The following is a 22,672-nucleotide window of genomic DNA, read 5'->3' on the forward strand; positions in this document are numbered from 1 at the left end:
ACACTCATCCGCTTCACCCCCTCCCCGCGACACCCTGACTCAAGGTCACGAAAATGTATCGGGCATATCACCCATCAACCTTCACACGGGCCCCACGAGTTGGCTACCGTGCCGGGCAGGCCGTACGACCCCCACCGGCGAACGTCGCCGGGCCGCGCGGCCTCCGCCGAGTCCACTGCCCGCCGACGGCAGCGGAGCCGGGGACCCAACCGACCTTGGGGTGAATCGGCCCAACTCCCTGACGGGAGACGGCCGTAGGGCAAACCTTCCGAACCACCCGCCCGAACCCGACAGCTAACTCGGTAGGCGGAGCATGGAAGGAGTCGCCTCCCTTGGCGTCGCACCGCAAGTCGCGTCCCGCAGGGCCGCGCGTAGCAGGTATACGGACCCCCGCCCTGGCCACGGCCGCGCTCACCTCCGTGGCCCTGCTGTCCCAGACGGCCAACGCCGCTCCGGCCACGGACGACAAGCCGAGCCTCGAAGAGGTGGAGAAGAAGGTCAACGACCTCTACCACCAGGCGGAGACGGCGACCGAGAAGTACAACGCGGCCAAGGAGAAGACGACCAAGCAGCGCAAGCAGGTCGACACGCTGCTGGACGACGTCGCCAAGCGCACCCAGAAGCTGAACGACGCGCGGGAGGAGCTGGGCTCCTTCGCGGCCGCGCAGTACCGCACCGGAGCCTCGGCCCCCGACACCGCGACCTTCCTGCTGGCCGACTCCCCGCAGGACTACTTCGACCAGTCCCAGCTGATGAACCGGATGACCGGCCGTCAGAAGGAAGCGGTCGACGACTACATCACACAGCAGTCCGCGACGATGAAGAAGCGCGAGGAGGCCACCGAGAGCCTCCAGACGCTGAACGAGTCGCAGGGCGAGCTGAAGACCGCCAAGGCGACGGTCCAGAAGAAGCTCGCCGACGCGCGGGATCTGCTCTCCGAGCTGACCGCGGAGGAGAAGGCGCGGCTCGCGGAGATCGAGCGCAAGCGTCAGGAGGAGGCCGCGCAGAAGGCGGCCGAGCTGGCGGAGAAGCAGGCGGCGGAGGAACAGCGCCGCAAGGAGGCGGCGGAGGCCGCGGCGGCGGCAGAGGCCGAGCAGCAGCAGGAGAGCGGCTCGTCCTCCACGGACTCGTCCACCTCCGACTCGTCCTCCACCGGTTCGTCCTCCACCGGCACCAGCGAGACCGAGGCCCCGGCGGACTCCACGTACGCCGCGAAGGCCGAGAAGGCGCTCGCCTTCGCCCGCGCGCAGATCGGCAAGCCGTACGTCTGGGGCGCGACCGGACCGGACTCCTACGACTGCTCGGGCCTCACCCAGGGTGCCTGGAACGCCGCCGGCATCTCCCTGCCGCGCACCACCTGGGACCAGGTGAACGCGGGCACCACGGTCTCCCTCGCCAACGCCCAGCCCGGCGACCTGGTCTTCTTCTACGACGACGTCAGTCACGTGGGCATCTACATCGGCAACGGCATGATGATCCACGCCCCGAAGCCCGGCGCGTACGTCCGCGAGGAGTCGATCTACTACGACGGCGAGGGCTCGATCCACAGCGTCGTACGCCCCGCCTGAACCGACGCGCCACGCGCGCGTGGGCACCTTCGACACCCACGCGCGCGTAAGTGCGTCTCCGACGGGCGTGCGCGCTGCCTGCGCCCGCGCGTATTTCGGGCGCCCCGCGCGCGTGGCCCGTCAGGAACGGGTGCACGGCTCCTTAGCATCGGCGCATGCCCGGCACCTCTGCCCCTCGCTCACTTCGCGCCTGGTGGGCGCTGCGTCCTCCGGCGGCCGGTGCGGCGGTGATGGCGACCGGCATCGTGTCGGTCGGCCTGCACCTGACCGGCTACGAGGTCCTCTCCCGGATCGCCCTGGCCGTGGCCTGCGTCGCCTGGCTGGGCCTCGCCACGGACTTCGTCCTACGGCTGCTGCGGCAGCCCGCGCGCTGGCGGCAGGAGGCCGGCACCCCCGCCGCGCTCACCGCCGTGGCTGCGACGACCGTGCTCGGCACCCGCTTCTCCGCGCTCGGCTGGCAGACCCTGGCCGGGGCCCTGCTGGCGCTGGCCGCGGTGCTGTGGCCGGGCCTGCTCCACGTCGTCGTCCGCCACTGGCACCGCCGTATGCCCGGCGCGGTGTTCCTCGGCTGTGTGGCCACGCAGGGCCTCGCGGTCCTCGGCGCCACCCTCGCCGCGGCGGAGTCCACGGCCTGGCTCGCACACGCGGCACTCGTGCTGTTCTGGCTGGGGCTCGTCCTCTATGCCCTCGCCCTGCTCCACTTCGATCCGCGCCAGGTGCTGGAGGGCGCCGGGGACCACTGGGTCGCGGGCGGCGCGATGGCCATCTCGGCGCTCGCCGGGTCCAAGCTGATCGCCGCGGACGGCCCCGGGCTGTATCTGTGGAACGACGACGGGGACGACGTCCTGCGCACGGTCACCGTGTTCCTGCTGGTGTTCGACCTCACCTGGTACGCCGTGCTGGCCGTCGGCGAGGTGATCCGGCCGCGGTTCCGCTACGACGTGCGCCGCTGGGCGACCGTGTTCCCGCTGGGCATGACGGCGGCGGCGACCCTGTCGGTCGCCGCCGCCCTCGAGGTGTCCTGGCTGGAGACCCCCGGCGAGGTTCTGCTGTGGATCGCGGTCGCGGCCTGGCTGGCCGTCGCCGTGGGGGCGGTCCGGGAGGAGCGGGCCTACGTCGCCTCCGCCACGGCCGAGGAGGCCGAGTTCACGTCCACAGCACGGCGATGAAGACGTTCGCCGTGGTGAGCAGCCCGACCAGCCCGAACAGGCCCTTGTCGACCTTCTCGTCGTCCCGCTTCACATAGACCAGGCCGAGGATCACGATCAGCAGCGCCAGCTTCACGCCGATCTTGACGTTGTTCACGGTCTGATCGTCGGCCTGGTTGAGCCCGACCAGGATCACGCCGGTCACCAGCATCGTCAGCGCACCGTGCAGCATCGCCGGCACGAACCGGGCGGTGCCCTGGCCCATCGCCTTCATCTGGGTGAGGAAGCCGCCCAGGAGCGAGGCGATGCCGATGATGTGCAGGCCGACGAAGAGATGGATGAGTACGTCCATGGGCCGGAGCCTAATCAGAGGCCTCCGAGGTGCCCGACACCGCCCCGGCTTCCCCGCTCCATGGCGCTTGCATATATGCGCCCCATAGCACCCCGCCATCCCCAGCCGCCCCGGAACCATCACTTCGGTCATCGCTCAGCGTGAAGGCGACCGCTCCGTTCGCGGATCACGGTCACATACGGTCACCCGGCGATCCCCTCATGGCAGTTCCGCACAACGCGTTACCAAGCCGACACACACAGGCCTAGCGTCCTCCACCAGGTGACCGGCTCCCCACCGCCGCCCGGGCCAGGGGCGGCAGTCGGACACCACCGCCGAGAAGGTCCGGCGGCGGCCTGCTCCCCCTGTGCGGGCCGCCGCCGGACGCGTCACCAGGCGGCCGTAGGAGTCGTGCGAAAGGACGTGCAGTCCACGTGGCAGCACATCGCAAGCCCCGAAAACGCTCGGCCGGCGGCACCACCGTCCGTACGGCCGCCACGGTCGCCCTCGCCGGCGCGGCCACCGCGACAGGCTTCGACGGGACCGGACACGCCGAACCCGAACTGACATCGGCTCAGGTCAAGGCAAAGGTGGACCGGCTGTACCAGGAGGCGGAGGCCGCCACCGACAAGTACAACGGCGCCAAGGAGAAGGCGGACGCGGCCGAGGCCCGGCTGAGGAACCTGCGGGACGAGGCCGCACGCAAGACGGACAGGCTCAACTCGGCTCGCGACGCGCTCGGTTCGCTGGCCGCCGCACACTACCGCGAGGGCGGCCTCGACCCCTCCGTACAGCTCGCGCTCTCCGACGATCCCGAGCGGTACCTGGACGGCGCCGAGTTCGTCGAGCGCGTCGGCACGCGGCAGGCGGCGTCCGTGGCGGACGTCCGCAAACAGCTGCGAGAGATCGGGAAACTGCGCGGGGCCGCACAGATCGAGCTGGCCTCGCTCAAGTCGCGCCAAGCGGAGCTGAAGCGGCACAAGCAGACGATCACCGGGAAGCTGGACGAGGCCAATCGGCTGCTGTCCCGGCTGACGACCGAGGAGCGGGCGAGGGTGGTCGGGGGTACGGAGGACCGCGCGACCCGTTCCGCCTCGGGCGCGCGCGAAGGGCTCGCCGCCCCGGGGTCCACGACCACGACGGCCCCCAACTCCCGCGCGGCGGACGCCGTGGCCTACGCCTACCAGAAGCTCGGCAGCCCGTACGTGTGGGGCGCGACCGGACCGGACGCCTTCGACTGCTCCGGCCTGACCCAGGCCGCCTATCGCGCCGCGGGCGTCTCCCTGCCCCGCACGACGTACGCCCAGATCGGCGCCGGGCAGCGGGTCTCCCGCTCCGAACTCCGCCCCGGCGACCTGGTGTTCTTCTACTCCGGGATCAGCCATGTCGGCCTCTACATCGGCAACGGGCAGATGATCCACGCCCCGAACCCATCGGCTCCGGTGCGGATCGCACCGATCACCGAGATGCCGTTCGCCGGAGCGACCCGGGTGGTGTGAGCCCGGCTGGGGTGTGCCCCGCCGGTGTGGGCCTCAGACCAGCCGCCGTGCCGTCGCCCAGCGCGTCAGCTCATGCCGGTTCGACAGCTGAAGCTTCCTCAGCACCGCCGACACATGCGACTCGACCGTCTTCACGGAGATGAACAGTTGCTTGGCGATCTCCTTGTAGGCGTAGCCACGGGCGATCAGCCGCAGCACCTCGCGCTCGCGCTGGGTGAGCCGGTCCAGGTCCTCGTCGACCGGAGGGGCGTCGGTGGAGGCGAAGGCGTCCAGGACGAAGCCGGCCAGGCGGGGCGAGAAGACCGCGTCGCCCTCCTGGACCCGGAAGACGGAGGCGACCAGGTCGGTACCGGTGATCGTCTTCGTCACATAGCCCCGGGCACCGCCCCGGATCACCCCGATCACATCCTCCGCCGCGTCGGACACGGACAGCGCGAGAAAGCGCACGGGCTGCTCGGCATCGGCCATCAACGGGGCGCAGCGGCGCAGCACTTCCACCCCGCCGCCGCCCGGCAGGTGCACATCGAGCAGGACCACCTCGGGCCGGGTCGCGGTGATGACCGATACCGCCTGGTCGACGTCCGCGGCCTCGCCGACGACCTCGACTCCGGTCTGCTCGGTCTGGCCGATCTCGGCCTGGACCCCGGTACGGAACATCCGGTGGTCGTCGACGAGAACCACGCGCACCCGGCGCTCACCTGCGCCGCCGGGGACCTCCGTCGTACCGTTCGCCTCGTCGCTCATGACGTCTTCTCCGCCCTCTCCATCTCCAGTTCGACCTCCGTGCCGCCGTCGGGGACGGGGCGCAGCCGCGCCGTACCGCCGTTGCGTTCCATGCGGCCGATGATCGATTCTCTGACGCCCATGCGGTCGGCGGGTATCGAGTCGAGATCGAAGCCGGGGCCGCGGTCCCGGACGGACACGAAGACCGTCCTCCCCTCGACCTCGGCGTAGACCTGCACGGCGCCGCCCTCGCCACCGTACTTGGCGGCGTTCACCATCGCCTCGCGCGCGGCCTGCATCTGTGCGGCGATCCTCTCGTCGAGCGGGCAGTCGCCGACCACGACGACCTCGATGGGGACGCCGTGCTTGTCCTCCACCTCGGCGGCGTTGCGCCGGACCGCGTCGGCGAGGGTGGTGGGTTCGTCGGCCTCCTCCTTGCCGGTGCCCTCCGGCTTGTACAGCCAGGTGCGCAGGTCGCGCTCCTGGGCGCGGGCGAGGCGGCGCACCTCGCCGGCGTTCTCCGCGTTGCGCTGGATCAGCGTCAGGGTGTGCAGCACCGAGTCGTGGACATGGGCGGCGACCTCGGCGCGCTCCTGGGCGCGGATGCGCATCAGGCGCTCCTCGGAGAGGTCCTGGGTCATCCGGACGAGATACGGCCCCGCGAGGAGCGTTATCCCGACGAGGACCGCGAGGGCCGCCTGGAGGACGGAGCCGAGGTGGGCGGCGGAACCCTGGAGCACGAAGATGCCGGTGACGCCCGCGGTCACCAGCAGCACACCGCCGGCCGCGCGCAGCAGGCTCAGTGTGCGCCGACGGCGGCCGACCTCCATCCAGCGGGCCCGGCGGGCGTTGTCCGCCTGCCGCCAGACCAGGGCGACACCCGCGGCGACCAGCACGACCGGCCAGAGATAGGCCTGGGCGCCGCTGCCGAGGTCGACGCTGCCCACGAAGACCATGGCCACGACGACCATGAGGAGCAGGGCGACGATCTGGCCCCGGTCCGGCTTGCGGGCGATGAGTCTGCGGCGGCCGTCCGTCGAGGTCTCGGTGGTGACGAAGGAGGGCGGCTTCTGCCCGGCGACGCCGCCGACGCCGAGCGGCACGAAGAACCAGAACGCGGCATACAGCAGCGCGCCGAGGCCGTCCGCCATGAACAGTCCGACGAAGACCAGCCGCACCCAGATCACGGGCAGCCCGAGATGTCCGGCGAGCCCCCGCGCCACGCCACCGAGCCAACGTCCGTCGCTGCTGCGGTAGAGCTTGCGCGGCGGCCGCGGTTCGGCGAGGGGCGGTGCTGCGGCTTCCGACATGCCACCGATGGTCACACGAGCGGCGCAGCGGAGCATCAGGGTTCGCCCCCGAGACTCCCCCGATCTTCGGGCCGCCGCCGTCTCGAACGGGTCCCGGGCGTCGGCTCAGGGGCGATATCAGGGTCCGGCCAGGGTCGTTCCCACTGCCGCCGGGGCGCCTCGGCCGTCACCATGGACGCATGACTGATCACGAGCACGCCGCGACGGGTCCGGGACCCGGCTCCGGCCCGCGCCCCACTGCGGGCGCCGGGCCGCAGGATGCCGCGCCCGCCGCGGACCCGGCTCCCGGCGCGGGCGTCGGCTCGCGTGCGCACGGGCGGACGCCCGCGCAGGAAGAAGGAGGAGGCGTCGAGCCGCCCGGCCGGTTCCGGCGGGACCGGCGGCACAAGATGCTCGCCGGGGTGTGCGCGGGGCTCGGACGGCAGTGCGACATGGATCCGGTGATCTTCCGGATCACCCTCGCGGTCCTCTCCGCGACCGGCGGCCTCGGCCTGATCTTCTACGGCTTCGCCTGGCTCTTCGTCCCGTACGAGGACGACGAGGAGAACGAGGTGCGCAAGCTGCTGACCGGCCGGGTGGACGGCCAGGCGCTGACGGCGGTGCTGTTCGCGCTGGTCGGCTGCGGGGTCTTCCTGACGCTGATGACGAACGGCGGGGTGCTGTCCTTCGCCGTCATACTCTCCCTGCTGCTCGCGGGCGCCGGCTACTGGTCGCGGCAGCGCGGCGGCGCCGACCCCGATCCGCTCGCCGCGCAGGCCGTCGCCGACGCCCCGCCGGAGGCCCAGGCGCCCCCGGTGCCGACGTCCTACCCGTCCTGGTGGCGCGACCCGATCGTCAAGGACGGCACGCATGACGGCGGCACCGGCTATCTGTGGGGCCCCCGCGACTCCCGCGACCGCGACATCGCGGCGGCGGTCGACATCAGCCTCGGCCCCGGCTACGGGCACCGCCGGGAGGACCTGCGCGCCCGCCGCTCCCAGCCGCCGAAGCCGCGCGGCCCCCGCTGGATCGGCGGCTGGATTCTGCTGCTGGCCCTGTTCGCAGGTGGTCTCGGCACCAGGCTGACGTGGGACGACCATCCCCTCGGCACCAGCCTCCAGACGGGCCTCGCCGCCGCGCTGATCGTCTTCGGCGTCGGCATCGCGGTCAGCGCGTTCCTCGGGCGCACCGGCGCCGGGTCGGTCTTCCTCGCGGTGGTCACCGCGGGACTGCTGGCCGCGTCTGCGGCACTGCCCAAGGACATCGGCACCCAATGGATACGCACGACCTGGGAGCCCGCCACGGTGGCGGCGGTCCAGCCGCGGTACGACCTCGGCACCGGCGTCGGCACCCTCGATCTGAGCGGGTTGGACGTGGCCAAGGGGAAGACGGTGACCACAAGCGCCGAGGTGGGCGTGGGACAGCTGAAGGTGATCGTCCCGCCGGAGGTGACGGTGGAGGTGGGCATCGACGTGGGCGTGGGAGACATCCAGCTGCCGGGCGACGACAAGGAGGACGTGGATGTGGCACCGGACAAGCACAAGGACGTCACGTTGAAACCGGCCAAGGGTGCCAAGGCGGCGGGCACCATCGAGCTCGACCTCAATGTCGGCGTGGGACAGGCGGAGGTGCGGCGTGCTGCGTCATAGGTTCCAGCCGGGCCGACTGGTCGCGGGCGCGTTCCTCACCCTCGCGGGCGTGATCTACGCCGGGGACGCGGGCGGGGCCTGGGAGACACCGTGGTTCGTTGTGATCCCCGTGGTGTTGGGAGGTCTGGGACTGGCCGGGGCGACGGCGGTGCTGTCCCGGGGGATACGGCGGCGACGCGGCGCGGGGTCCGCGGGGGGCAGCTCCTGACCGGGGGCGCCTACCGACCAAGAGCGACTACCGGCCCGGGTCGGCGCGCCTACACCTCATATCCCGCTCGGCGCCGCTTCCGCGTTCGGAGCATCGCGTCCAACGACAGATACGGGGCGCCGGCCAGGACCAGCGGCAGCCAGGCCATGAGGTAGGCGAGGTCATTGCCGTAGTAGTAGGGCTCCGCCGCCCAGCTCACCGTCAGCCAGAGGCTGAGCGAGATCAGGGCGCCGCCGAGAGCGGCGAGACGGGCGAGGAGGCCGAGGAGGGTGCCGATGCCGACCGCCAGTTCGCCGAAGGCGATGGCGTAACCGAAGGCGACGGGGTTGTCCAGGGCCATGTCGACCATGTCCGGGATGGCGGCGGAGTCGCGGACGGCTCGCATCATGTCGCCGATGGAGCCGGAGCCGGAGTCCTTCAGGAAGGAGCTGTCGGTCAGCTTGTCGAGGGAGGCGTAGATGAAGGTGACGCCCAGGAAGACGCGGAGCGGGAGGAGGGCGTAGTGCGTGGCCAGGTCGCGCCAGTCGCGGCCGCCGCCGTCCAGATAGGGGTCGTGCGCGTCCGTACGGAAGCCGTGGGTCATCGGTGCCGCCTCTCGCCCGTCGGGACGTGCCCCTCAAGGGACGATACGTACACCGACTGGGACCCGCTCAATCCTGACCCGACCATTTTCTCCGCGTTGACGGTTTTTCGCCCCGCCGTGGCACGGGGGTCACTCGGTCACATCGATCGCGTACCGCCCGGTCTCCACCCCGGCGGCCGTGACCACCTGTACGTCCACCCTGCCGGGCTCCACGTCGGCCGGTACCGGAACCGTCAGCAGCGTGTCCGTGGGGTTGCTGAAGCCGCCCCTGACCGGGATGAGGGGGACATGGACGTTGACCGGGCCGATGCGGACGACCATGCGGGAGAGACGGTCGGCGGTGCCGGCGCCCGGCGGGACGAAGCCGGCGCCGCGGATCTCGATGTCGTCGCCCGTGCGGATGGGGCCGTCGAGGTCGCCCGCCTCGCGGGAGCGGACCACGGAGAGGATCACCGGGCGGCCGCCCTCCGCGTACTTGCCGGCCAGGTAGGTCGCGGCGGAGATCAGGACGACCACGGCGAGGCCCCAGGGCAGGTCGGGGAGCTGGTCCGGGCGGCGGGCGAGGCGTACCGCGGCGAAGAGGAGGGCCACCGCGCCGATCACGACGTACTGGATGTCCGCGAAGGTCCCCCGGCCCGCGTCGTCCGTGAGGAGGTCCGAGGCCCGGGGGCGGTCGGCCCGTACCTTCTGGAGGCGCTGGCCCAGTACACGCAGGCCCACCACTCGGCGGACGAGGACGGCGACCGCGCACACCACCGCGAGTACGGTCACCACGCCAGCGCCGCGGGCCAGTTCGAAGCCGGAGATCAGCGTGTCGCGTTCGGCGGGGTCGGAGGCGGCGGCGAGGCGGCCCACCAGGACGAGCACCGCGTACGCCAGGAACAGCACCCAGGCCACCGCCACCGCGCGGGAGGTGGACAGCCGGTTGTCGTCACCGATGACCGGCGCCAGCGCGCCGCCCCGGGCGCGGTGAAACCAGGATGCCGTCGTCAGCGCGCCCGCCGTCACCGCCGCCGCGAGCAGTCCGGCCGTGCGGGCGCTGGTCCAGCCCGCGCCGATCGCCGTCAACGCCTGGACCAGCAGGAGCAGGACGACCAGTCCCCACACCGTGTACGCGGTGCGGTGCCACAGGCGGGTCAGCCATGCCTCGCCCTCGGCGCGGCCGCGTTCGGCGACCAGTTCGGCGGACTGGGTGAGTTCCTCGGAGACCCACTGCCGGGACGCCGACGCCGAGTGCGCCACACCCGCGGGCAAGCCCTGCCCGGCGGCGAACTCGTCCCGTTTCAGCAGGAATTCGGCGACCGCGCGCCGGTGTCCCGCGCGCGCCCCGTGCGGACAGTCCCCGCAGGTACAGCCGCCCGCGTGGGCACCCGTGCCCGGGTCCGCGCCCTGTCTCGCCTCCTGCACCGCCACGTCCGACGCCCGCCTTCCTCACGCTCCGTACCGCCACAACTCCAGTGCAACGCCAGCGAATTGTGCCCTACGCCACCTGGAGCCCGCCCGGCAGGTCCGGTCCGTGGAAGCCCTGCCGGGAGTGACGGGCGGGCCGCCGTGTTGACCCGGCTGGGAGAATCTCCCTATGGCCGAGATCATCCAGCGCGACGGGACCTGGGCCTTCGACGGCACCACGGTCAGGATCACGCCGGGTCTGCACCGCTCGGTGCCGCTGTTCCGGCAGACGTACGGGGAGATCGCCGTACCGCTGGAGGCCGTGGCCGGGGTCGTCTTCGAACCCGAACGCAGGCGCGGGCGGCTGCGGATGAGGCTGCGCGAGGGCGCCGATCCGCTGCTCCAGGCGACGGGTGGCCGGCTGCCCGATCCGGCGGATCCGTACCGTCTCGCGGTGGACGTGGACCGGGCCGGGGTCGCCGAGTACGTGGCCGAGGAGATCCGCCGCTCGCTGCTGCTGGACCAGATCCCGAGCGAGCCCACCAAGGCCTACCTGCTGCCCGGTCCCCCGGTCCCGGTCTCGGTGCGCTCCTCGGACGGCACGGTCTCCTTCGACGGGATCCAGATCCGGATCGACTGGGCCGACACCTCCGACCGCGTCAAGCGCGCGACCGGGCCGCGGATCATCAACGTCGCCGATGTCGTCCAGGTCGAGTGGCTGCCCAACTCGGGCTACGAGGACGGCTTTCTGCGGTTCGTGAGCCGGGAGACGTCGTTCTCCAAGCTTCCGCCGGAGAAGGATCCGTACGCCCTCGATCTGTGGGGCAGCGCCCGCCGCGATCTGCTCACCGCGCTGGTCGCGACGGCGGTGACCGCCCGGCTGCCGCACCCCTCCACGCGCACCGGCGTCGAGTACGCCGAGCGCGTCCGCCCCCTCGCCGCGGCCGTGCCGCCGCCGGCCGACCATCACGACGTGCTGCTGCGCAGACTGCGGGAGCTGGGCGAGCTGTACAAGGACGGGGTGCTCACGGACGAGGAGTTCGCGATGACCAAGGCGGCCGTGCTCAGAGGTTTCTGAGCCACCGCACGGCTATGACAGCAGAACGGCTATGACAGCAGATCCGGCTCGCTGCGGCTGATGTCCTGCCACAACGGCTGGTAGTTGATCCAGGCCACCAGGTCCCCGCCCAGTTGCTCCCGGGTCGCGACCGCCGCCTTGTGGTCGATGAGGACCGGGCGGCCCGCCGCCTTCGCGGTGAGCTGCACCTGGCACGAACGCTCCAGGGACAGGAACCACCAGGCCGCCGCGTCCACCGAGTCGCCCACGGTGAGCAGTCCGTGGTTGCGCAGCACCAGCGCCTTGCAGGAGTCGAGGGCGTCCGCGATCCTGCGGCCCTCCTCGGCGTCGACGGTGACGCCGCTGTAGGCGTCGTACAGGGCGAGGTCCTCGTAGAAGGCGCAGCTCTCCTGGGTGATCGGGTCGAGCAGCTCGCCGAGCGCGGCCAGCGCCCGGCCGTGCACGGAGTGGCAGTGGGCGACGGCGACGACGTCGGGGCGGGCGGCGTGGACCTGGGCGTGCACGGCGAAGGCGGCCTGGTTGACGTGGTAGCGGCCCTCGACGACCTGTCCGTCGGAGTTGGCCAGCACCAGATCGCTGACGGTGACATGCCTGAAGGGCATCCCGAAGGGGTTCACCCAGAAGCAGTCGCTGAACTCCGGATCGCGCGCGGTGATGTGCCCCGAGACCCCGTCCTCGAAGCCGAGGCGCCCGAAGATCCGCAGCGCGCCCGCGAGCCGTTCCTTGCGGTGCCGACGTTCGTCCTCGACCGAGTCGTGCATCGGCGGCATCGCGAACCGCAGCCGGTCGGTGGGCAGCGGAAGCGGCGGCGTGGGCCCGAGCATGTGGCAGCCTCCTGCACTGATTGCTTTACGGCCCGGAAGTTACCGTCGGTCAGGGCAAAAGGGCAGGGCCGAGTTGTAAAGATGACGCGCAACCCTTTCAGGCACTCGGGGGTCTGGGATGCGGAATCAGTGGTTCAGCGTCATTTTTCAGCCAGAAGCCAGGAGCCCCAGTGAGTCTCGCCGACCGTCACGTCACCGCCCTCATGCGGCAGCTCGCCTCCCAGGACGTCGTCGAGCTCGTCCACCCCTTCGCCGAGTGGGAGACCCTCGGCGCCCTCGCCTACATCGCCGAGTGCTACGGCTTCCGGTACGCGGACGTGCGCCATGTCGGCAAGGAGAAGACCGTGCACGTCACCATGGTCCGGGACCCCGACCCGCGGGCCGTGCAGCGCGCGGCGGCCAACGCGGCCGCGTTCCCGCAGGCGGGCGCGGGCGGCCCGGTGCCCGGTATGTACCAGGGCTCGCTGACCCCGGTCCCCGAGGCCCAGCCGGACGTCGACCTGATCGCGACGCTCATCCGGTACGACGCCCTGGGCGCCGCCGCCAACCGCAAGCAGCTGCTCACCATGTCCTGGGGCATCCCGCTGGTGCTGGTGCTGCTGGCCGCGCTGACCGGCAAGTTCGCGGTGCTGCTGACGCTCGCCGCGCTGGTCCCGGCGTTCCTGCTGATCACCCTGCGGGTGAACGAGACCCGCCGCGCCAAGCTGGCCGAGCGCCTGACCGCGGCAGGCTGCACACCGGTACGCGACGAACAGGGCCGGGAGCGGTACGTCCGCGCCTGATAAGCGGACAGAAGATGTCGGGTATCGGCGCCACACTCGTCGTATGACGAACAACTGGGCCGCGTTCACCACCGCCGAACCCGCACTCGCCAAGCTCGTCGAGGAGCGCTTCGGTGCCTTCACGCACCACGTCCTCGCCACCCTCCGCAAGGACGGCTCCCCGCGCACCACGGGTCTCGAGGTGACCTTCCGGGGCGGCGAGCTGTGGCTCGGCATGATGCCGGACTCGCTCAAGGCGCTCGATCTGCGCCGCGACCCCCGCTTCGCGCTCCAGGCGAACCCCGGCGAGGGCCAGTCCATGGGCGGCGGCGATGTCCGCATCAGCGGCCGGGCGATCGAGGTCGAGGACCCGGCAGAGAAGGCCGCATACGGCGAAGAGGTGGAACCGCCGGAGCCGTTCCACCTCTTCCGCACCGAGCTGACGGAGGTCGTGAGGACCTACGTGGAGGACGACAAGTACCTCGTCCTCCAGGTCTGGAAGCCCGGTGAGCCGCTGCGCCTGATCAAGCGGACCTGACGCAGCCAGGGAGTGCCTACTCCCACTCGATCGTGCCCGGCGGCTTCGACGTCACGTCGAGCACCACGCGGTTGACGTCCCGCACCTCGTTGGTGATCCGGGTGGAGATCTTCGCCAGGACGTCGTACGGCAGGCGCGACCAGTCGGCCGTCATGGCGTCCTCGGAGGAGACCGGGCGCAGCACGATCGGGTGGCCGTAGGTGCGGCCGTCGCCCTGTACGCCGACCGAGCGGACGTCCGCCAGCAGGACCACCGGGCACTGCCAGATGTCGCGGTCGAGGCCGGCCGCGGTCAGCTCCTCGCGGGCGATGGCGTCGGCCTCGCGCAGCAGGTCCAGGCGCTCCTTGGTGACCTCGCCGACGATCCGGATGCCGAGGCCGGGGCCGGGGAACGGCTGGCGCTGGACGATCTCCTCGGGCAGGCCCAGCTCCTGGCCGACCATCCGGACCTCGTCCTTGAACAGCTGGCGCAGCGGCTCGACGAGCTCGAACTCGATGTCGTCGGGGAGGCCGCCCACGTTGTGGTGGGACTTGATGTTGGCGGTGCCGGTGCCGCCACCGGACTCGACGATGTCCGGGTAGAGGGTGCCCTGCACGAGGAACGCGACCTCGGGGCCCTCCTCCTGGAGGATCTCCAGCTGCGCCTGCTCGAACACGCGGATGAACTCGCGGCCGATGATCTTGCGCTTGGTCTCCGGGTCCGAGACGCCCGCCAGCGCGTCGAGGAAGCGCTCCTGCGCGTCGACGACCTTCAGGTTGGCGCCGGTCGCGGCCACGAAGTCCTTCTCGACCTGCTCGGTCTCGTTCTTGCGCATCAGACCGTGGTCGACGTACACGCAGGTGAGCTGCGAGCCGATGGCCTTCTGCACCAGCGCGGCGGCCACGGCGGAGTCGACGCCGCCGGACAGACCGCAGATCGCACGCTTGTCGCCGACCTGCGCGCGGATCGCGGCGACCTGCTCCTCGATGACATTGCCCGTGGTCCACGACGGGGTGAGCCCGGCGCCGCGGTACAGGAAGTGCTCCAGCACCTGCTGGCCGTGCGTGGAGTGCATGACCTCGGGGTGGTACTGGACGCCGTAGAGCTTCTTCTCGTCGTTCTCGAAGGCGGCGACCGGGACGACGTCCGTGGAGGCCGAGACGGTGAAGCCCTCGGGGGCGGCGGAGCAGGCGTCGCCGTGCGACATCCACACGTGCTGCTCGGCCGGGGTGCCCTCGAAGAGGGTGGAGGACGACCGGGAGACATGCAGGTCGGTACGGCCGTACTCGCGCGCGCCGGTGTTGTCGACGGTGCCGCCGAGGCTCTGCGCCATCAGCTGGAAGCCGTAGCACATGCCGAAGACGGGGACTCCGGCCTCGAAGAGCGCGGGGTCGAGTCGGGGAGCGCCCTCCTCGTAGACCGACGAGGGGCCGCCGGAGAGGATGATCGCCGCCGGGTTCTTGGCGAGCATCTCCGCCACCGGCATGGTGCTCGGCACGATCTCGCTGTAGACCCGGGCCTCACGGACGCGACGGGCGATGAGCTGGGCGTACTGCGCGCCGAAGTCGACGACCAGGACGGTGTCGGGGGCGGCGGGGGTCGCTGGTGACACGGGTTGCCTTCCGGCGGCTTGAAAAGGGCTGTGTCACCGATTCTAACGGGGCGGCCAACGGCGGCTTACGTCTCAGGCGTCTCAGGATGCGAACCCGGTTGGGCGCTCCTGGTGGGGCACGGCATACTGACCGCATGCTCACGCACCCGACCTTCCTCTTTACCTATGGCAACCGGCCCGCCGGCTGCCATGGTCGTGCTGCTTGAGCAACTGACAAGCGACTTCCCAGGCGCCCCGGGCCGACAAGGCCCGGGGCGTCTGTCGTTTCCGGGCCGTGTCGATCCGGGACCCCTTCACCCCCGAGGAGCCCCCGATGACCGCCACCGCCGCAGAGAAGACCGCTGCCGAGAAGACCGGCGCCCGCACCGACGAGGCCGCCGGAGTGATCACCGGCGCCCGGGAACGCATCGACTCGCTCGACGACCGGATCATCGGTCTGATCCAGGAACGGATGGCCGTCTCGGCCGTCATCCAGGAGGCCCGCATCTCCTCCGGCGGGCGCCGGGTGAACCTCTCCCGGGAGATGGAGGTCCTCGACCACTACCGCCAGGCGCTGGGCAAGCCCGGCACCTCCCTCGCGATGACGCTCCTCGAACTGTGCCGGGGTCGCATCTGAGTTCGAGCCCGCCCTCACCCGTACGGCGCGTGACCGTGAGCAGAGACCCTTCGTTGGTGCTGGTGTCCGTGTCAGCCAGGGGCGGGCCCGAAAGAACCACGCGTGGCTCACTGGAGCGATGAGACGTACGGATCGTGCCGTGCGTCGTGGGACCTCGCTCCAGTCAAGTGACCGGACGGCAGGGGACAGCAGCCCGGTCACCCAAGAGAACGGTCGGCTCCGGGGACGCCCGGGGCCGGCCGACGGGAACTCACACCACATCGAGCAAGCGGCGCAACCCCCCGGCGCCGCTCCCAGGCACCGGCGCTGCCCTGACGTCGGTGCTGACGCAAGAAGGGCCCCGCGGCTCCGTCCCGCGGGGCCCTTCGTCATGCGGAGCCGCAGGACGGAGCAGCAAGACGAATCCGCTGGTGAGCCGGGTCACATAAAAATTGTGTCAGTGCGGACGCAACCATTCCCCTGCCTCGCGGATCAAACCATGCGAACCAAGGGCCACACCCGCGCCCCCATCGCGGAGGTCTCACCATCGACTTTCCGAGGTTTGCATGAAGCTTCGCCGAGCCCTGGCCGTCGCCGCCGCGACGGCCGCCCTGGCGCCGGTCGCGCTGCTGTCCGCCCCCGCCGCGTTCGCCACGGGTGACACGTCTCCGTCCCCGACCGCGACGGAGACCACTCCGGCCACGGAGGAGAGCTCCTCCTCCCCCGCCGAGACCTCCCCGGCACCGACCGAGACCAGCCCGGCCCCGGAGACCACTTCCCCGGCCCCGGCGGAGTCCTCCCCGTCCGCCACGGAGAGCAGCCCGGCTTCGACCGAGAGCAGCCCCGCCGCCACGGAGAGCTCCCCGGCGCCCGCCACGAGCACTCCCTCCGACGACGAGTCGGAGGACGAGGGCAAGGACGAGTGCCCGGTCGACGAGAACGGCGACCCCGTCTGGGACATCAGCGAGGAGCTGCACAGCTCGCTGAGCGGTCTGCCGGAGACCGTGGTGGCCGGCAGCGGCTGGACGAACTTCAAGTTCAACGTCAGCAACTCCAGCGACGAGACGATCGAGGACATCCTGCCCGTCGTCGGCGTCGCCGCGATGGACTGGGAGCTGGAGTCCGACTACACCGACCTGATCACCGTGCAGGTGAGGAAGGGCGGCTCCTGGGTCGACCTCGCCACCGAGTTCGGCGAGGGCGGCGCGCTCAACGCGTTCACCCTCGAGGGCGGCCAGTCGATCAGTTACGACCTGCGCCTGAACGTCAGCCGCGAGGTCCCGAGCGCGATCGGCATCGCCATCGGTCTGGCCGAGTACTCCACGGAGGAGGGCTGCTGGACCTCCGAGGACGAGAACTACGGCATCTACTTCTTCGAGGTGCTGCCGGCCGGTTCCGACCCGGGCAAGCCGAACGACTCCAAGCCGCAGACCGGTGGCAAGGACGAGATCACCGACGTCGACGAGGTCGATGTCGACGGTGAGCTCGCCGAGACCGGTTCGGACTCGAACCTGCCGGCCCTCGCCACCATCGGCGGTATCGCGATCCTCGCCGGTACGGGCGTCGTGTTCGCGATGAAGCGCCGCAAGGCGGGCGCCGAGGCGTAAGGCGCGCCTCGACACAAGCTCTCTGCAAGAGAAAGAGAAGGACCTGCGCTCGGAGGGGGGTGCAGGTCCTTCTCTTTGTGTTTCTGTCTCTTTGTGTTTCTGTTCGGGCTACTTCTTCGGGGGCACCGTAGGCATCCCCAGGAACGGCAGCCGCAGCGCGCCGAACGCCTCCGCCGGGACCGCGGGCTGCTTCGGCTCGACCGCCTGGAGTCGTTCGTACGGCTGGTCCTGCGCCGGACGCGGGTCCTCCTCGCCCTTGTTGGGCCAGTACGACATCGCCCGCTCGGCCTGCGCGGTGATGGTCAGCGAGGGGTTCACGCCCAGGTTCGCGGAGACCGCGGCACCGTCGACCACCGAGATGCCCGGGTGGCCGTACAGCCGGTGGTACGGGTCGATCACGCCGGACTCCCGGGAGGCGCCGATCGGGCAGCCGCCGAGGAAGTGCGCGGTGAGCGGGGTACCCATCAGCTCGCCGACGTTGGAGCCCGGGAAGCCGTTGATCGACTCCGCGAGCGCGGACGCGCCCTCGGTGGCCGCCTTGATCTGCATCGGGTTGGGCGAGCCATGGCCCTGGCGGGCGGTGAGCATGCCCTTGCCGACGCCGTCCGGCTTCAGGTACGTCGTCAGGGAGTTGTCCAGGGACTGCATCACCAGGCCGATGATGGTCTTCTCCGACCAGCGGCGGTTGGACAGCGAGCGCATGATCAGCAGCGGATGCCGGGCGGCGTTGCCGAGCCAGGCCGCGAGGCGCGAGGCGCCCTCCGTGTACGGCACCTGAAGGATCGTCAGGCTGCCCATGGAGTTGGAGCCCTTGCCGTAACGGACAGGCTCGATATGGGTGTTGGTGTCCGGGTGGACGGACGAGGTGATGGCGACGCCACGCGTGAAGTCGACCTTCTTCTCGCCGGTCGCCTTGCGGTAGCGCCGGTCGTCGGTCTGCGCGCCCACCAGCGCCTCGGAGTTGGTGCGGGTCAGCTCGCCCAGCTTCGGCGAGAGATACGGCAGCCGCCCGCTGGCCTTCATGCGGTGCAGCAGGGTCTGGGTGCCGTAGGTGCCCGCGGCGAGGACGACGCGGCGGGCCTTGAAGACGCGGCTCTCGCCCTTCTTCTTGCGGTCCGTCGGAAGGGTCGTGACGGCGTAGCCGCCCCGCGAGTCGTCGGTGACCGACACGACCGTGGTCATGGGGTGGACGACCGCGCCGGCCTTCTCGGCGAGGTAGAGGTAGTTCTCGTTGAGGGTGTTCTTCGCTCCGTGGCGGCAGCCCGTCATGCACTCGCCGCACTCGGTGCAGGCCTTGCGGGCCGGGCCCGCGCCACCGAAATAGGGGTCGTCCACCTGCTGGCCGGGCTTCGCCTTCGTCGCGCCGTCGGCGTCCTCGCCGTCGCCGAAGAACACCCCGACCGGCGCCATGTGGAAGGAGTCCCCGACGCCCATCTTCTGCGCGGCGTCCTTCAGATGGACGTCGGACGGGGTCATCGTCGGGTTGAGCCGCACGCCGAGCATCCGCTGGGCCTGGTCGTAGTACGGCTTCAACTCCTCCTGCCAGTCGGTGATGTCACGCCACTGCGGGTCGTCGAAGAACGGCTTCGGCGGTACGTAGAGGGTGTTGGCGTAGTTCAGCGATCCGCCGCCCACGCCGGCGCCCGCCAGCACCATGACGTTGCCCAGCAGATGGATGCGCTGGATGCCGAACATGCCGAGCTTCGGGGCCCAGAGGAAGTTCTTCAGGTCCCAGGAGTTCTTGGGCAGGGACTCCCGGGTGAAGCGGCGGCCCGCTTCCAGGACGCCTACCTTGTAGCCCTTCTCGGTCAGCCGCAGTGCGGTCACCGAACCGCCGAAGCCGGATCCGACGACGAGGACGTCGTAGTCGTAGGCGTCGTTGTCGTCAGCGTCGTTGCTCACGCGCGCTCCCTCTTGAGCCTCTTGGCCTACGGCCGATCTACCGGAACCGGAACGCCTTCATGAGCCGCAGGCTCCGGCTCATGAACTGGGCGTACTTCTCGTCATCCATCCCCAGGGACGGTGCCATCGGCAGCAGGCGCTGATGGGCGACCGTCTGGGCCTCGGTGTACTTGAGGATGCCCTCGGAGCCATGGCGGCGGCCGAGTCCTGAGTCCTTCATGCCGCCCATCGGGGACTGGACGCTGCCGTAGGCGGGCGCGTAGCCCTCGTTGACGTTGACCGTGCCGGTACGCAGCCGGGCGGCGACGGCGCGGCCCCGGCTGCCGTCCTTCGTCCAGACCGAGGAGTTGAGGCCGTAGGGCGTGGCGTTGGCCTGCTCGATCACCTCGTCCTCGGAGGTGAAGCGGTAGACGGAGACGACCGGTCCGAAGGTCTCCTCGGCGCAGATCGCCATGGGTTCCGTCACGCCGTCGAGGATGGTCGGCTCGAAGAAGTAGGGGCCGATGTCAGGGCGGGCGACACCGCCGGCGACTAGCGTCGCGCCCTTGGCGACGGCCTCCTCCACATGCCGGGTGACGGTCTCCAGCTGGCGCTCGCCGACCAGGGAGCCCATGTCGGCGCCGTAGGCCAGGGAGCGGCCGAGCCGCATGGCCTTGGTGCGGGCGGCGAAGCGCTCCAGGAAGGCGTCCGCGATCGACTCGTGGACGTACAACCGCTCGATGGAGATGCAGAGTTGGCCGGCGGAGGAGAAGCAGGCGCGTACGGCGCCCGCGGCCGCCTTCTCTATGTCGGCGTCCTGAAGGACCAGCATGGCGTTCTTGCCGCCGAGTTCGAGGGAGACGCCGACCAGCCGGGCGGCGGCGCCCTGGGCGACCTCGCGGCCGGTGCGGGTGGAGCCGGTGAAGGAGACGTAGTCGGCGTGGCGGACGACCTCGGGGCCGACGACCGGGCCCTCGCCGAGCACGACCTGGAAGACCTCGGCGGGAAGACCGGCCTCGATCAGCAGGTCACGGGCCCACAGCGCGGTCAGGCAGGTCTCGGTGTCCGGCTTCATCACGACGGCGTTGCCCGCGACGAAGGCCGGCAGGGCGTCGCCGACCGACAGCTCCAGCGGGTAGTTCCAGGGCGCGATCTGGCCGACGACTCCGCGCGGGTGGCGCAGCTCGGTGACGTGCGTGAGCGAGGGCATGGCACCCGCGTGCCGCTTCGGCTTCAGATAGGCGGCGGCCCTGCGGCCGTAATGGCGAGCGGCGATCGCGACGGCCTGCACCTCCTCGTGGGCGTGCAGCCGGGCCTTGCCGGTCTCCAGCTGGATCAGGTCCAGGACCTCGGCCTGGCGGGCCAGCACCAGGTCGTGGAAGCGCAGCAGCACGGCGGCGCGCTGCCGTACCGGGGTCTGCGCCCAGATCGCCTGGGCGGCGCGGGCCGCGGCGAACGCCTTCTCCACGTCCTCGGGCGTGGACTCCGGCAGGTCGGCCAGCTTCTCGCCGGTGAACGGCGTATGGCTGAGCGTACGGCCCGAGCCGACCACGCCCCGGGTCAGCTGGGCGACCAGCTCGGGGGTGACCACGTCGGCGGCGGTGCGGGCGCCCTCCGGGGCGGGGGCGAGGGGATTCGTGCCGGTCTGTGCCGGGGCCTGCGAGTCCGTCATGACGCGCAGGGTATGCCGCGGAAGAGCCTTTGTGTACCCGACGGTAACGGGGATTCACCGAGTACTCACATCTTGCCAGCGCCCACTGGCAACGAATGCGCTGATCAGGGCGTTGTGGCAATCCTGAGCCGGTCCCGGGCGTCCTTGAAAACCGCCGTGCCCGTCTTCTCCCCCGCCGAGCCCTTGGGCATCTCCACGCGCAGTTCGTACAGGCGGCCGTCGTCGGTGCGGACGAAGAGTTCCATGACACGAGTGCGCTGCTCGGGCTCGCCGTAGGTGGTGTCGGCCTGGACGGCGTCCCAGCCGTGGAAGCTGGTGTCGGTGTACTGCGTGCTGGCGTGCCCGAAGATCTTCCAGGTCGCCTCATGCCCTTTCGCCTGGCTCATGGGCGTTCCGGTTGCCTTGTCCCATTGGGTGAGGCGGACCTGTACGGCGCCGTCCGGGTCCGCGTACTCGACGACGCGGGGCTGGATGGCGGCGGTGCCCTGGCGGGCGAACTCCTCGTACTCGGCGGGGAGGGCGAGGGTGGCGTGCATGGGCTTCTCGGAGTGCGCGGTCCAGCCGTCCGTGGGGCTGGGTGTCGGCTTGCGGGCGGCCGTGTTCTCGGTCGCCGCCCCGCTGTCGGGGTCGGTCAGGAAGGCGATGCCCAGCCAGGAGGCGCCGACGAGGAGTCCGCCGAGGAGGGCGAGCGGGAGGGGACGGCGGTGGAGGGGGCGGGTGGCCGGTGCGGGTCTGGGCGGTACTGCGGACATCGGTACGGCGGATATCGGCTCCGCGGCCGTCTCTGGGTCCGGCGTCAGCCGTACAGTCCCGATGTCGTCGCCGAACTCCTCCAGTTCGTCGCCGAGTTGGGGCGCGGGATCCGCCTGGGCCGACTCGCCCGCCACCGCCTCCAGCGCGGCCGCCGTCTCCTCCGCGTCCGGGCGCCCGTCAGGGTCCTTCGTCAGCAACCGGACCAGCAGCGGGCCGAGTTCGCCCGCGCGCTTCGGCTCGGGCGGGTCGACGGCGAGGATCGCGGCGAGCGTGGACTCCATCGTCGTACGGCGGAAAGGGGACCAGCCTTCCGTGGCGGCGTAGAGGAGGACGCCGAGGGACCACAGGTCGGAGGCGGGGCCCGCGGTGCGGCCCGACATGCGCTCGGGGGCGATGAACTCCAGGGAGCCGACGAACTCGCCGGTGGCGGTGAGGGATTCCTCGCCCTGGACATGGGCGATGCCGAAGTCGGTGAGGACGACCCGGTCGTGCGGCCCGAGCAGCACATTGGCCGGTTTCACGTCCCGGTGCACGATGCCCACGGAGTGCGCGGCGCGCAGGGCGCCGAGGACGGCGAGGCCGATCCGGGCGGACTCGGCGGGTGGCAGGGGGCCGCGCTTGAGCAGTTCGTGCAGGGACTCGCCGCGCACCAACTCCATGACGATCCACGGCAGTCCGTCCTGCTCCTCGACGACGACGTCGTGGATGGCGACGGCGGAGGGATGCTCGACGCGGGCGGCGGCGCGGGCCTCGCGGTAGAGCCGGTGGGCGGCCCGCTGGAACACCTCGTCCTCGGGATCGCCGGGCAACCGCGGCTCCTTCACGGCGACTTCGCGCTCGACCAGTTCGTCGAGCGCGCGCCACACCGTGCCCATGCCGCCGGAGCCGATGCGTTCGAGGAGGCGGTAACGCCCGCCCACCACCCGCGTCTTGGAGCCCCGGCCGACCCCGTCTTCACTCATGCCCCATGCCTACCTTGCGCGGT

Annotated in this window: 20 protein-coding genes and 1 riboswitch; of the genes, 10 read left to right on the forward strand and 10 right to left on the reverse strand. The window is 71.0% G+C overall.

What is annotated here, in order from left to right; all coding sequences use genetic code 11:
• Positions 1-170: 170 nt before the first annotated feature.
• A riboswitch (cyclic di-AMP (ydaO/yuaA leader) is annotated at positions 171-324 on the forward strand.
• Positions 325-332: 8 nt separating this feature from the next.
• Positions 333-1,568, forward strand: a complete 1,236-nt coding sequence (locus tag BN159_RS17695; protein ID WP_015658375.1) for a C40 family peptidase — start codon at positions 333-335, stop codon at positions 1,566-1,568.
• Between the two features lie 155 nt (positions 1,569-1,723).
• Positions 1,724-2,737: a tellurite resistance/C4-dicarboxylate transporter family protein gene (locus BN159_RS17700; protein WP_041819461.1), complete on the forward strand. Its 1,014-nt coding sequence runs from the start codon at positions 1,724-1,726 to the stop codon at positions 2,735-2,737.
• Here BN159_RS17700 and BN159_RS17705 read toward each other — a convergent pair.
• Entirely contained in the window at positions 2,715-3,068 is a 354-nt protein-coding gene (locus tag BN159_RS17705; RefSeq protein WP_015658377.1) for a hypothetical protein, read from the reverse strand. The two genes, BN159_RS17700 and BN159_RS17705, sit on opposite strands and share 23 nt — an antisense overlap.
• A gap of 413 nt (positions 3,069-3,481) precedes the next feature.
• Between BN159_RS17705 and BN159_RS17710 the strand changes: the two genes are divergently transcribed.
• Positions 3,482-4,546 carry a C40 family peptidase gene (locus BN159_RS17710; protein WP_015658378.1) on the forward strand — a complete coding sequence of 355 codons (1,065 nt, stop codon included), beginning with the start codon at positions 3,482-3,484 and terminating at the stop codon, positions 4,544-4,546.
• A gap of 33 nt (positions 4,547-4,579) precedes the next feature.
• Here the strand turns inward: BN159_RS17710 and BN159_RS17715 are convergent, their stop codons facing one another.
• The gene (locus tag BN159_RS17715) at positions 4,580-5,290 is read right to left on the reverse strand and encodes a LuxR C-terminal-related transcriptional regulator (protein WP_015658379.1); all 711 of its coding nucleotides are present in this window, start codon (positions 5,288-5,290) and stop codon (positions 4,580-4,582) included.
• On the reverse strand, positions 5,287-6,579 hold the full coding sequence (locus tag BN159_RS17720) for an ATP-binding protein (protein WP_041821442.1): 1,293 nt from the start codon (positions 6,577-6,579) through the stop codon (positions 5,287-5,289). The genes BN159_RS17715 and BN159_RS17720 overlap by 4 nt, the downstream gene beginning before the upstream one ends.
• A 179-nt stretch (positions 6,580-6,758) precedes the next feature.
• Between BN159_RS17720 and BN159_RS17725 the strand changes: the two genes are divergently transcribed.
• Positions 6,759-8,207, forward strand: coding sequence for a PspC domain-containing protein (locus BN159_RS17725; RefSeq protein WP_041819462.1), 1,449 nt, complete (start codon positions 6,759-6,761; stop codon positions 8,205-8,207).
• Positions 8,194-8,415 (forward strand): hypothetical protein, encoded by a 222-nt coding sequence (locus BN159_RS17730; protein WP_015658382.1) that lies wholly within the window; start codon positions 8,194-8,196, stop codon positions 8,413-8,415. The genes BN159_RS17725 and BN159_RS17730 overlap by 14 nt, the downstream gene beginning before the upstream one ends.
• Before the next feature lie 49 nt (positions 8,416-8,464).
• Here the strand turns inward: BN159_RS17730 and BN159_RS17735 are convergent, their stop codons facing one another.
• Positions 8,465-8,998 (reverse strand): TQO small subunit DoxD, encoded by a 534-nt coding sequence (locus tag BN159_RS17735; protein WP_015658383.1) that lies wholly within the window; start codon positions 8,996-8,998, stop codon positions 8,465-8,467.
• Between the two features lie 129 nt (positions 8,999-9,127).
• Positions 9,128-10,411, reverse strand: a complete 1,284-nt coding sequence (locus BN159_RS17740) for a hypothetical protein (protein WP_015658384.1) — start codon at positions 10,409-10,411, stop codon at positions 9,128-9,130.
• Positions 10,412-10,577: 166 nt separating this feature from the next.
• On the opposite strand from BN159_RS17740, the gene BN159_RS17745 reads away from it, so the two are divergent.
• Positions 10,578-11,465: a DUF4429 domain-containing protein gene (locus tag BN159_RS17745; protein ID WP_015658385.1), complete on the forward strand. Its 888-nt coding sequence runs from the start codon at positions 10,578-10,580 to the stop codon at positions 11,463-11,465.
• A 29-nt stretch (positions 11,466-11,494) separates the two neighbouring features.
• On the opposite strand, the gene BN159_RS17750 is transcribed toward BN159_RS17745, so the two are convergent.
• On the reverse strand, positions 11,495-12,289 hold the full coding sequence (locus BN159_RS17750; protein ID WP_015658386.1) for a class II aldolase/adducin family protein: 795 nt from the start codon (positions 12,287-12,289) through the stop codon (positions 11,495-11,497).
• A gap of 170 nt (positions 12,290-12,459) precedes the next feature.
• Between BN159_RS17750 and BN159_RS17755 the strand changes: the two genes are divergently transcribed.
• Complete coding sequence (locus tag BN159_RS17755) at positions 12,460-13,071, forward strand: hypothetical protein (RefSeq protein ID WP_015658387.1); 612 nt, start codon at positions 12,460-12,462, stop codon at positions 13,069-13,071.
• Positions 13,072-13,114: 43 nt separating this feature from the next.
• The gene (locus BN159_RS17760) at positions 13,115-13,588 is read left to right on the forward strand and encodes a pyridoxamine 5'-phosphate oxidase family protein (RefSeq protein WP_015658388.1); all 474 of its coding nucleotides are present in this window, start codon (positions 13,115-13,117) and stop codon (positions 13,586-13,588) included.
• A 16-nt stretch (positions 13,589-13,604) separates the two neighbouring features.
• Here the strand turns inward: BN159_RS17760 and guaA are convergent, their stop codons facing one another.
• On the reverse strand, positions 13,605-15,179 hold the full coding sequence (gene guaA / locus BN159_RS17765; RefSeq protein WP_015658389.1) for a glutamine-hydrolyzing GMP synthase: 1,575 nt from the start codon (positions 15,177-15,179) through the stop codon (positions 13,605-13,607).
• A gap of 313 nt (positions 15,180-15,492) precedes the next feature.
• Here guaA and BN159_RS17770 point away from each other — a divergent pair, with 313 nt between their 5' ends.
• Entirely contained in the window at positions 15,493-15,795 is a 303-nt protein-coding gene (locus BN159_RS17770; protein WP_015658390.1) for a chorismate mutase, read from the forward strand.
• Between the two features lie 545 nt (positions 15,796-16,340).
• Positions 16,341-17,381 (forward strand): LPXTG cell wall anchor domain-containing protein, encoded by a 1,041-nt coding sequence (locus BN159_RS17775; RefSeq protein ID WP_015658391.1) that lies wholly within the window; start codon positions 16,341-16,343, stop codon positions 17,379-17,381.
• A gap of 108 nt (positions 17,382-17,489) precedes the next feature.
• Here the strand turns inward: BN159_RS17775 and BN159_RS17780 are convergent, their stop codons facing one another.
• The 3 genes from BN159_RS17780 to BN159_RS17790 all read right to left on the reverse strand — a co-directional run bounded on the left by BN159_RS17780 (position 17,490) and on the right by BN159_RS17790 (position 22,649).
• Positions 17,490-19,283, reverse strand: a complete 1,794-nt coding sequence (locus tag BN159_RS17780) for a GMC family oxidoreductase N-terminal domain-containing protein (RefSeq protein ID WP_015658392.1) — start codon at positions 19,281-19,283, stop codon at positions 17,490-17,492.
• Between the two features lie 37 nt (positions 19,284-19,320).
• Entirely contained in the window at positions 19,321-20,934 is a 1,614-nt protein-coding gene (locus BN159_RS17785) for a succinic semialdehyde dehydrogenase (RefSeq protein ID WP_015658393.1), read from the reverse strand.
• A 104-nt stretch (positions 20,935-21,038) separates the two neighbouring features.
• The gene (locus tag BN159_RS17790) at positions 21,039-22,649 is read right to left on the reverse strand and encodes a protein kinase domain-containing protein (protein WP_015658394.1); all 1,611 of its coding nucleotides are present in this window, start codon (positions 22,647-22,649) and stop codon (positions 21,039-21,041) included.
• Positions 22,650-22,672 lie beyond the last annotated feature (23 nt).

Source organism: Streptomyces davaonensis JCM 4913, from assembly GCF_000349325.1.
Classification (GTDB): Bacteria; Actinomycetota; Actinomycetes; order Streptomycetales; family Streptomycetaceae; genus Streptomyces; species Streptomyces davaonensis.

What these genes read in the sequence shown, in the direction of transcription:
- BN159_RS17700 (WP_041819461.1), top strand. Translation starts at nt 1,724, where the DNA reads ATGCCCGGCACCTCTGCCCCTCGCTCACTTCGCGCCTGGTGGGCGCTG.
- BN159_RS17705 (WP_015658377.1), bottom strand. Translation starts at nt 3,068, where the DNA reads ATGGACGTACTCATCCATCTCTTCGTCGGCCTGCACATCATCGGCATC.
- BN159_RS17715 (WP_015658379.1), bottom strand. Translation starts at nt 5,290, where the DNA reads ATGAGCGACGAGGCGAACGGTACGACGGAGGTCCCCGGCGGCGCAGGT.
- BN159_RS17720 (WP_041821442.1), bottom strand. Translation starts at nt 6,579, where the DNA reads ATGTCGGAAGCCGCAGCACCGCCCCTCGCCGAACCGCGGCCGCCGCGC.
- BN159_RS17725 (WP_041819462.1), top strand. Translation starts at nt 6,759, where the DNA reads ATGACTGATCACGAGCACGCCGCGACGGGTCCGGGACCCGGCTCCGGC.
- BN159_RS17735 (WP_015658383.1), bottom strand. Translation starts at nt 8,998, where the DNA reads ATGACCCACGGCTTCCGTACGGACGCGCACGACCCCTATCTGGACGGC.
- BN159_RS17745 (WP_015658385.1), top strand. Translation starts at nt 10,578, where the DNA reads ATGGCCGAGATCATCCAGCGCGACGGGACCTGGGCCTTCGACGGCACC.
- BN159_RS17750 (WP_015658386.1), bottom strand. Translation starts at nt 12,289, where the DNA reads ATGCTCGGGCCCACGCCGCCGCTTCCGCTGCCCACCGACCGGCTGCGG.
- BN159_RS17760 (WP_015658388.1), top strand. Translation starts at nt 13,115, where the DNA reads ATGACGAACAACTGGGCCGCGTTCACCACCGCCGAACCCGCACTCGCC.
- BN159_RS17770 (WP_015658390.1), top strand. Translation starts at nt 15,493, where the DNA reads ATGACCGCCACCGCCGCAGAGAAGACCGCTGCCGAGAAGACCGGCGCC.
- BN159_RS17775 (WP_015658391.1), top strand. Translation starts at nt 16,341, where the DNA reads ATGAAGCTTCGCCGAGCCCTGGCCGTCGCCGCCGCGACGGCCGCCCTG.
- BN159_RS17785 (WP_015658393.1), bottom strand. Translation starts at nt 20,934, where the DNA reads ATGACGGACTCGCAGGCCCCGGCACAGACCGGCACGAATCCCCTCGCC.
- BN159_RS17790 (WP_015658394.1), bottom strand. Translation starts at nt 22,649, where the DNA reads ATGAGTGAAGACGGGGTCGGCCGGGGCTCCAAGACGCGGGTGGTGGGC.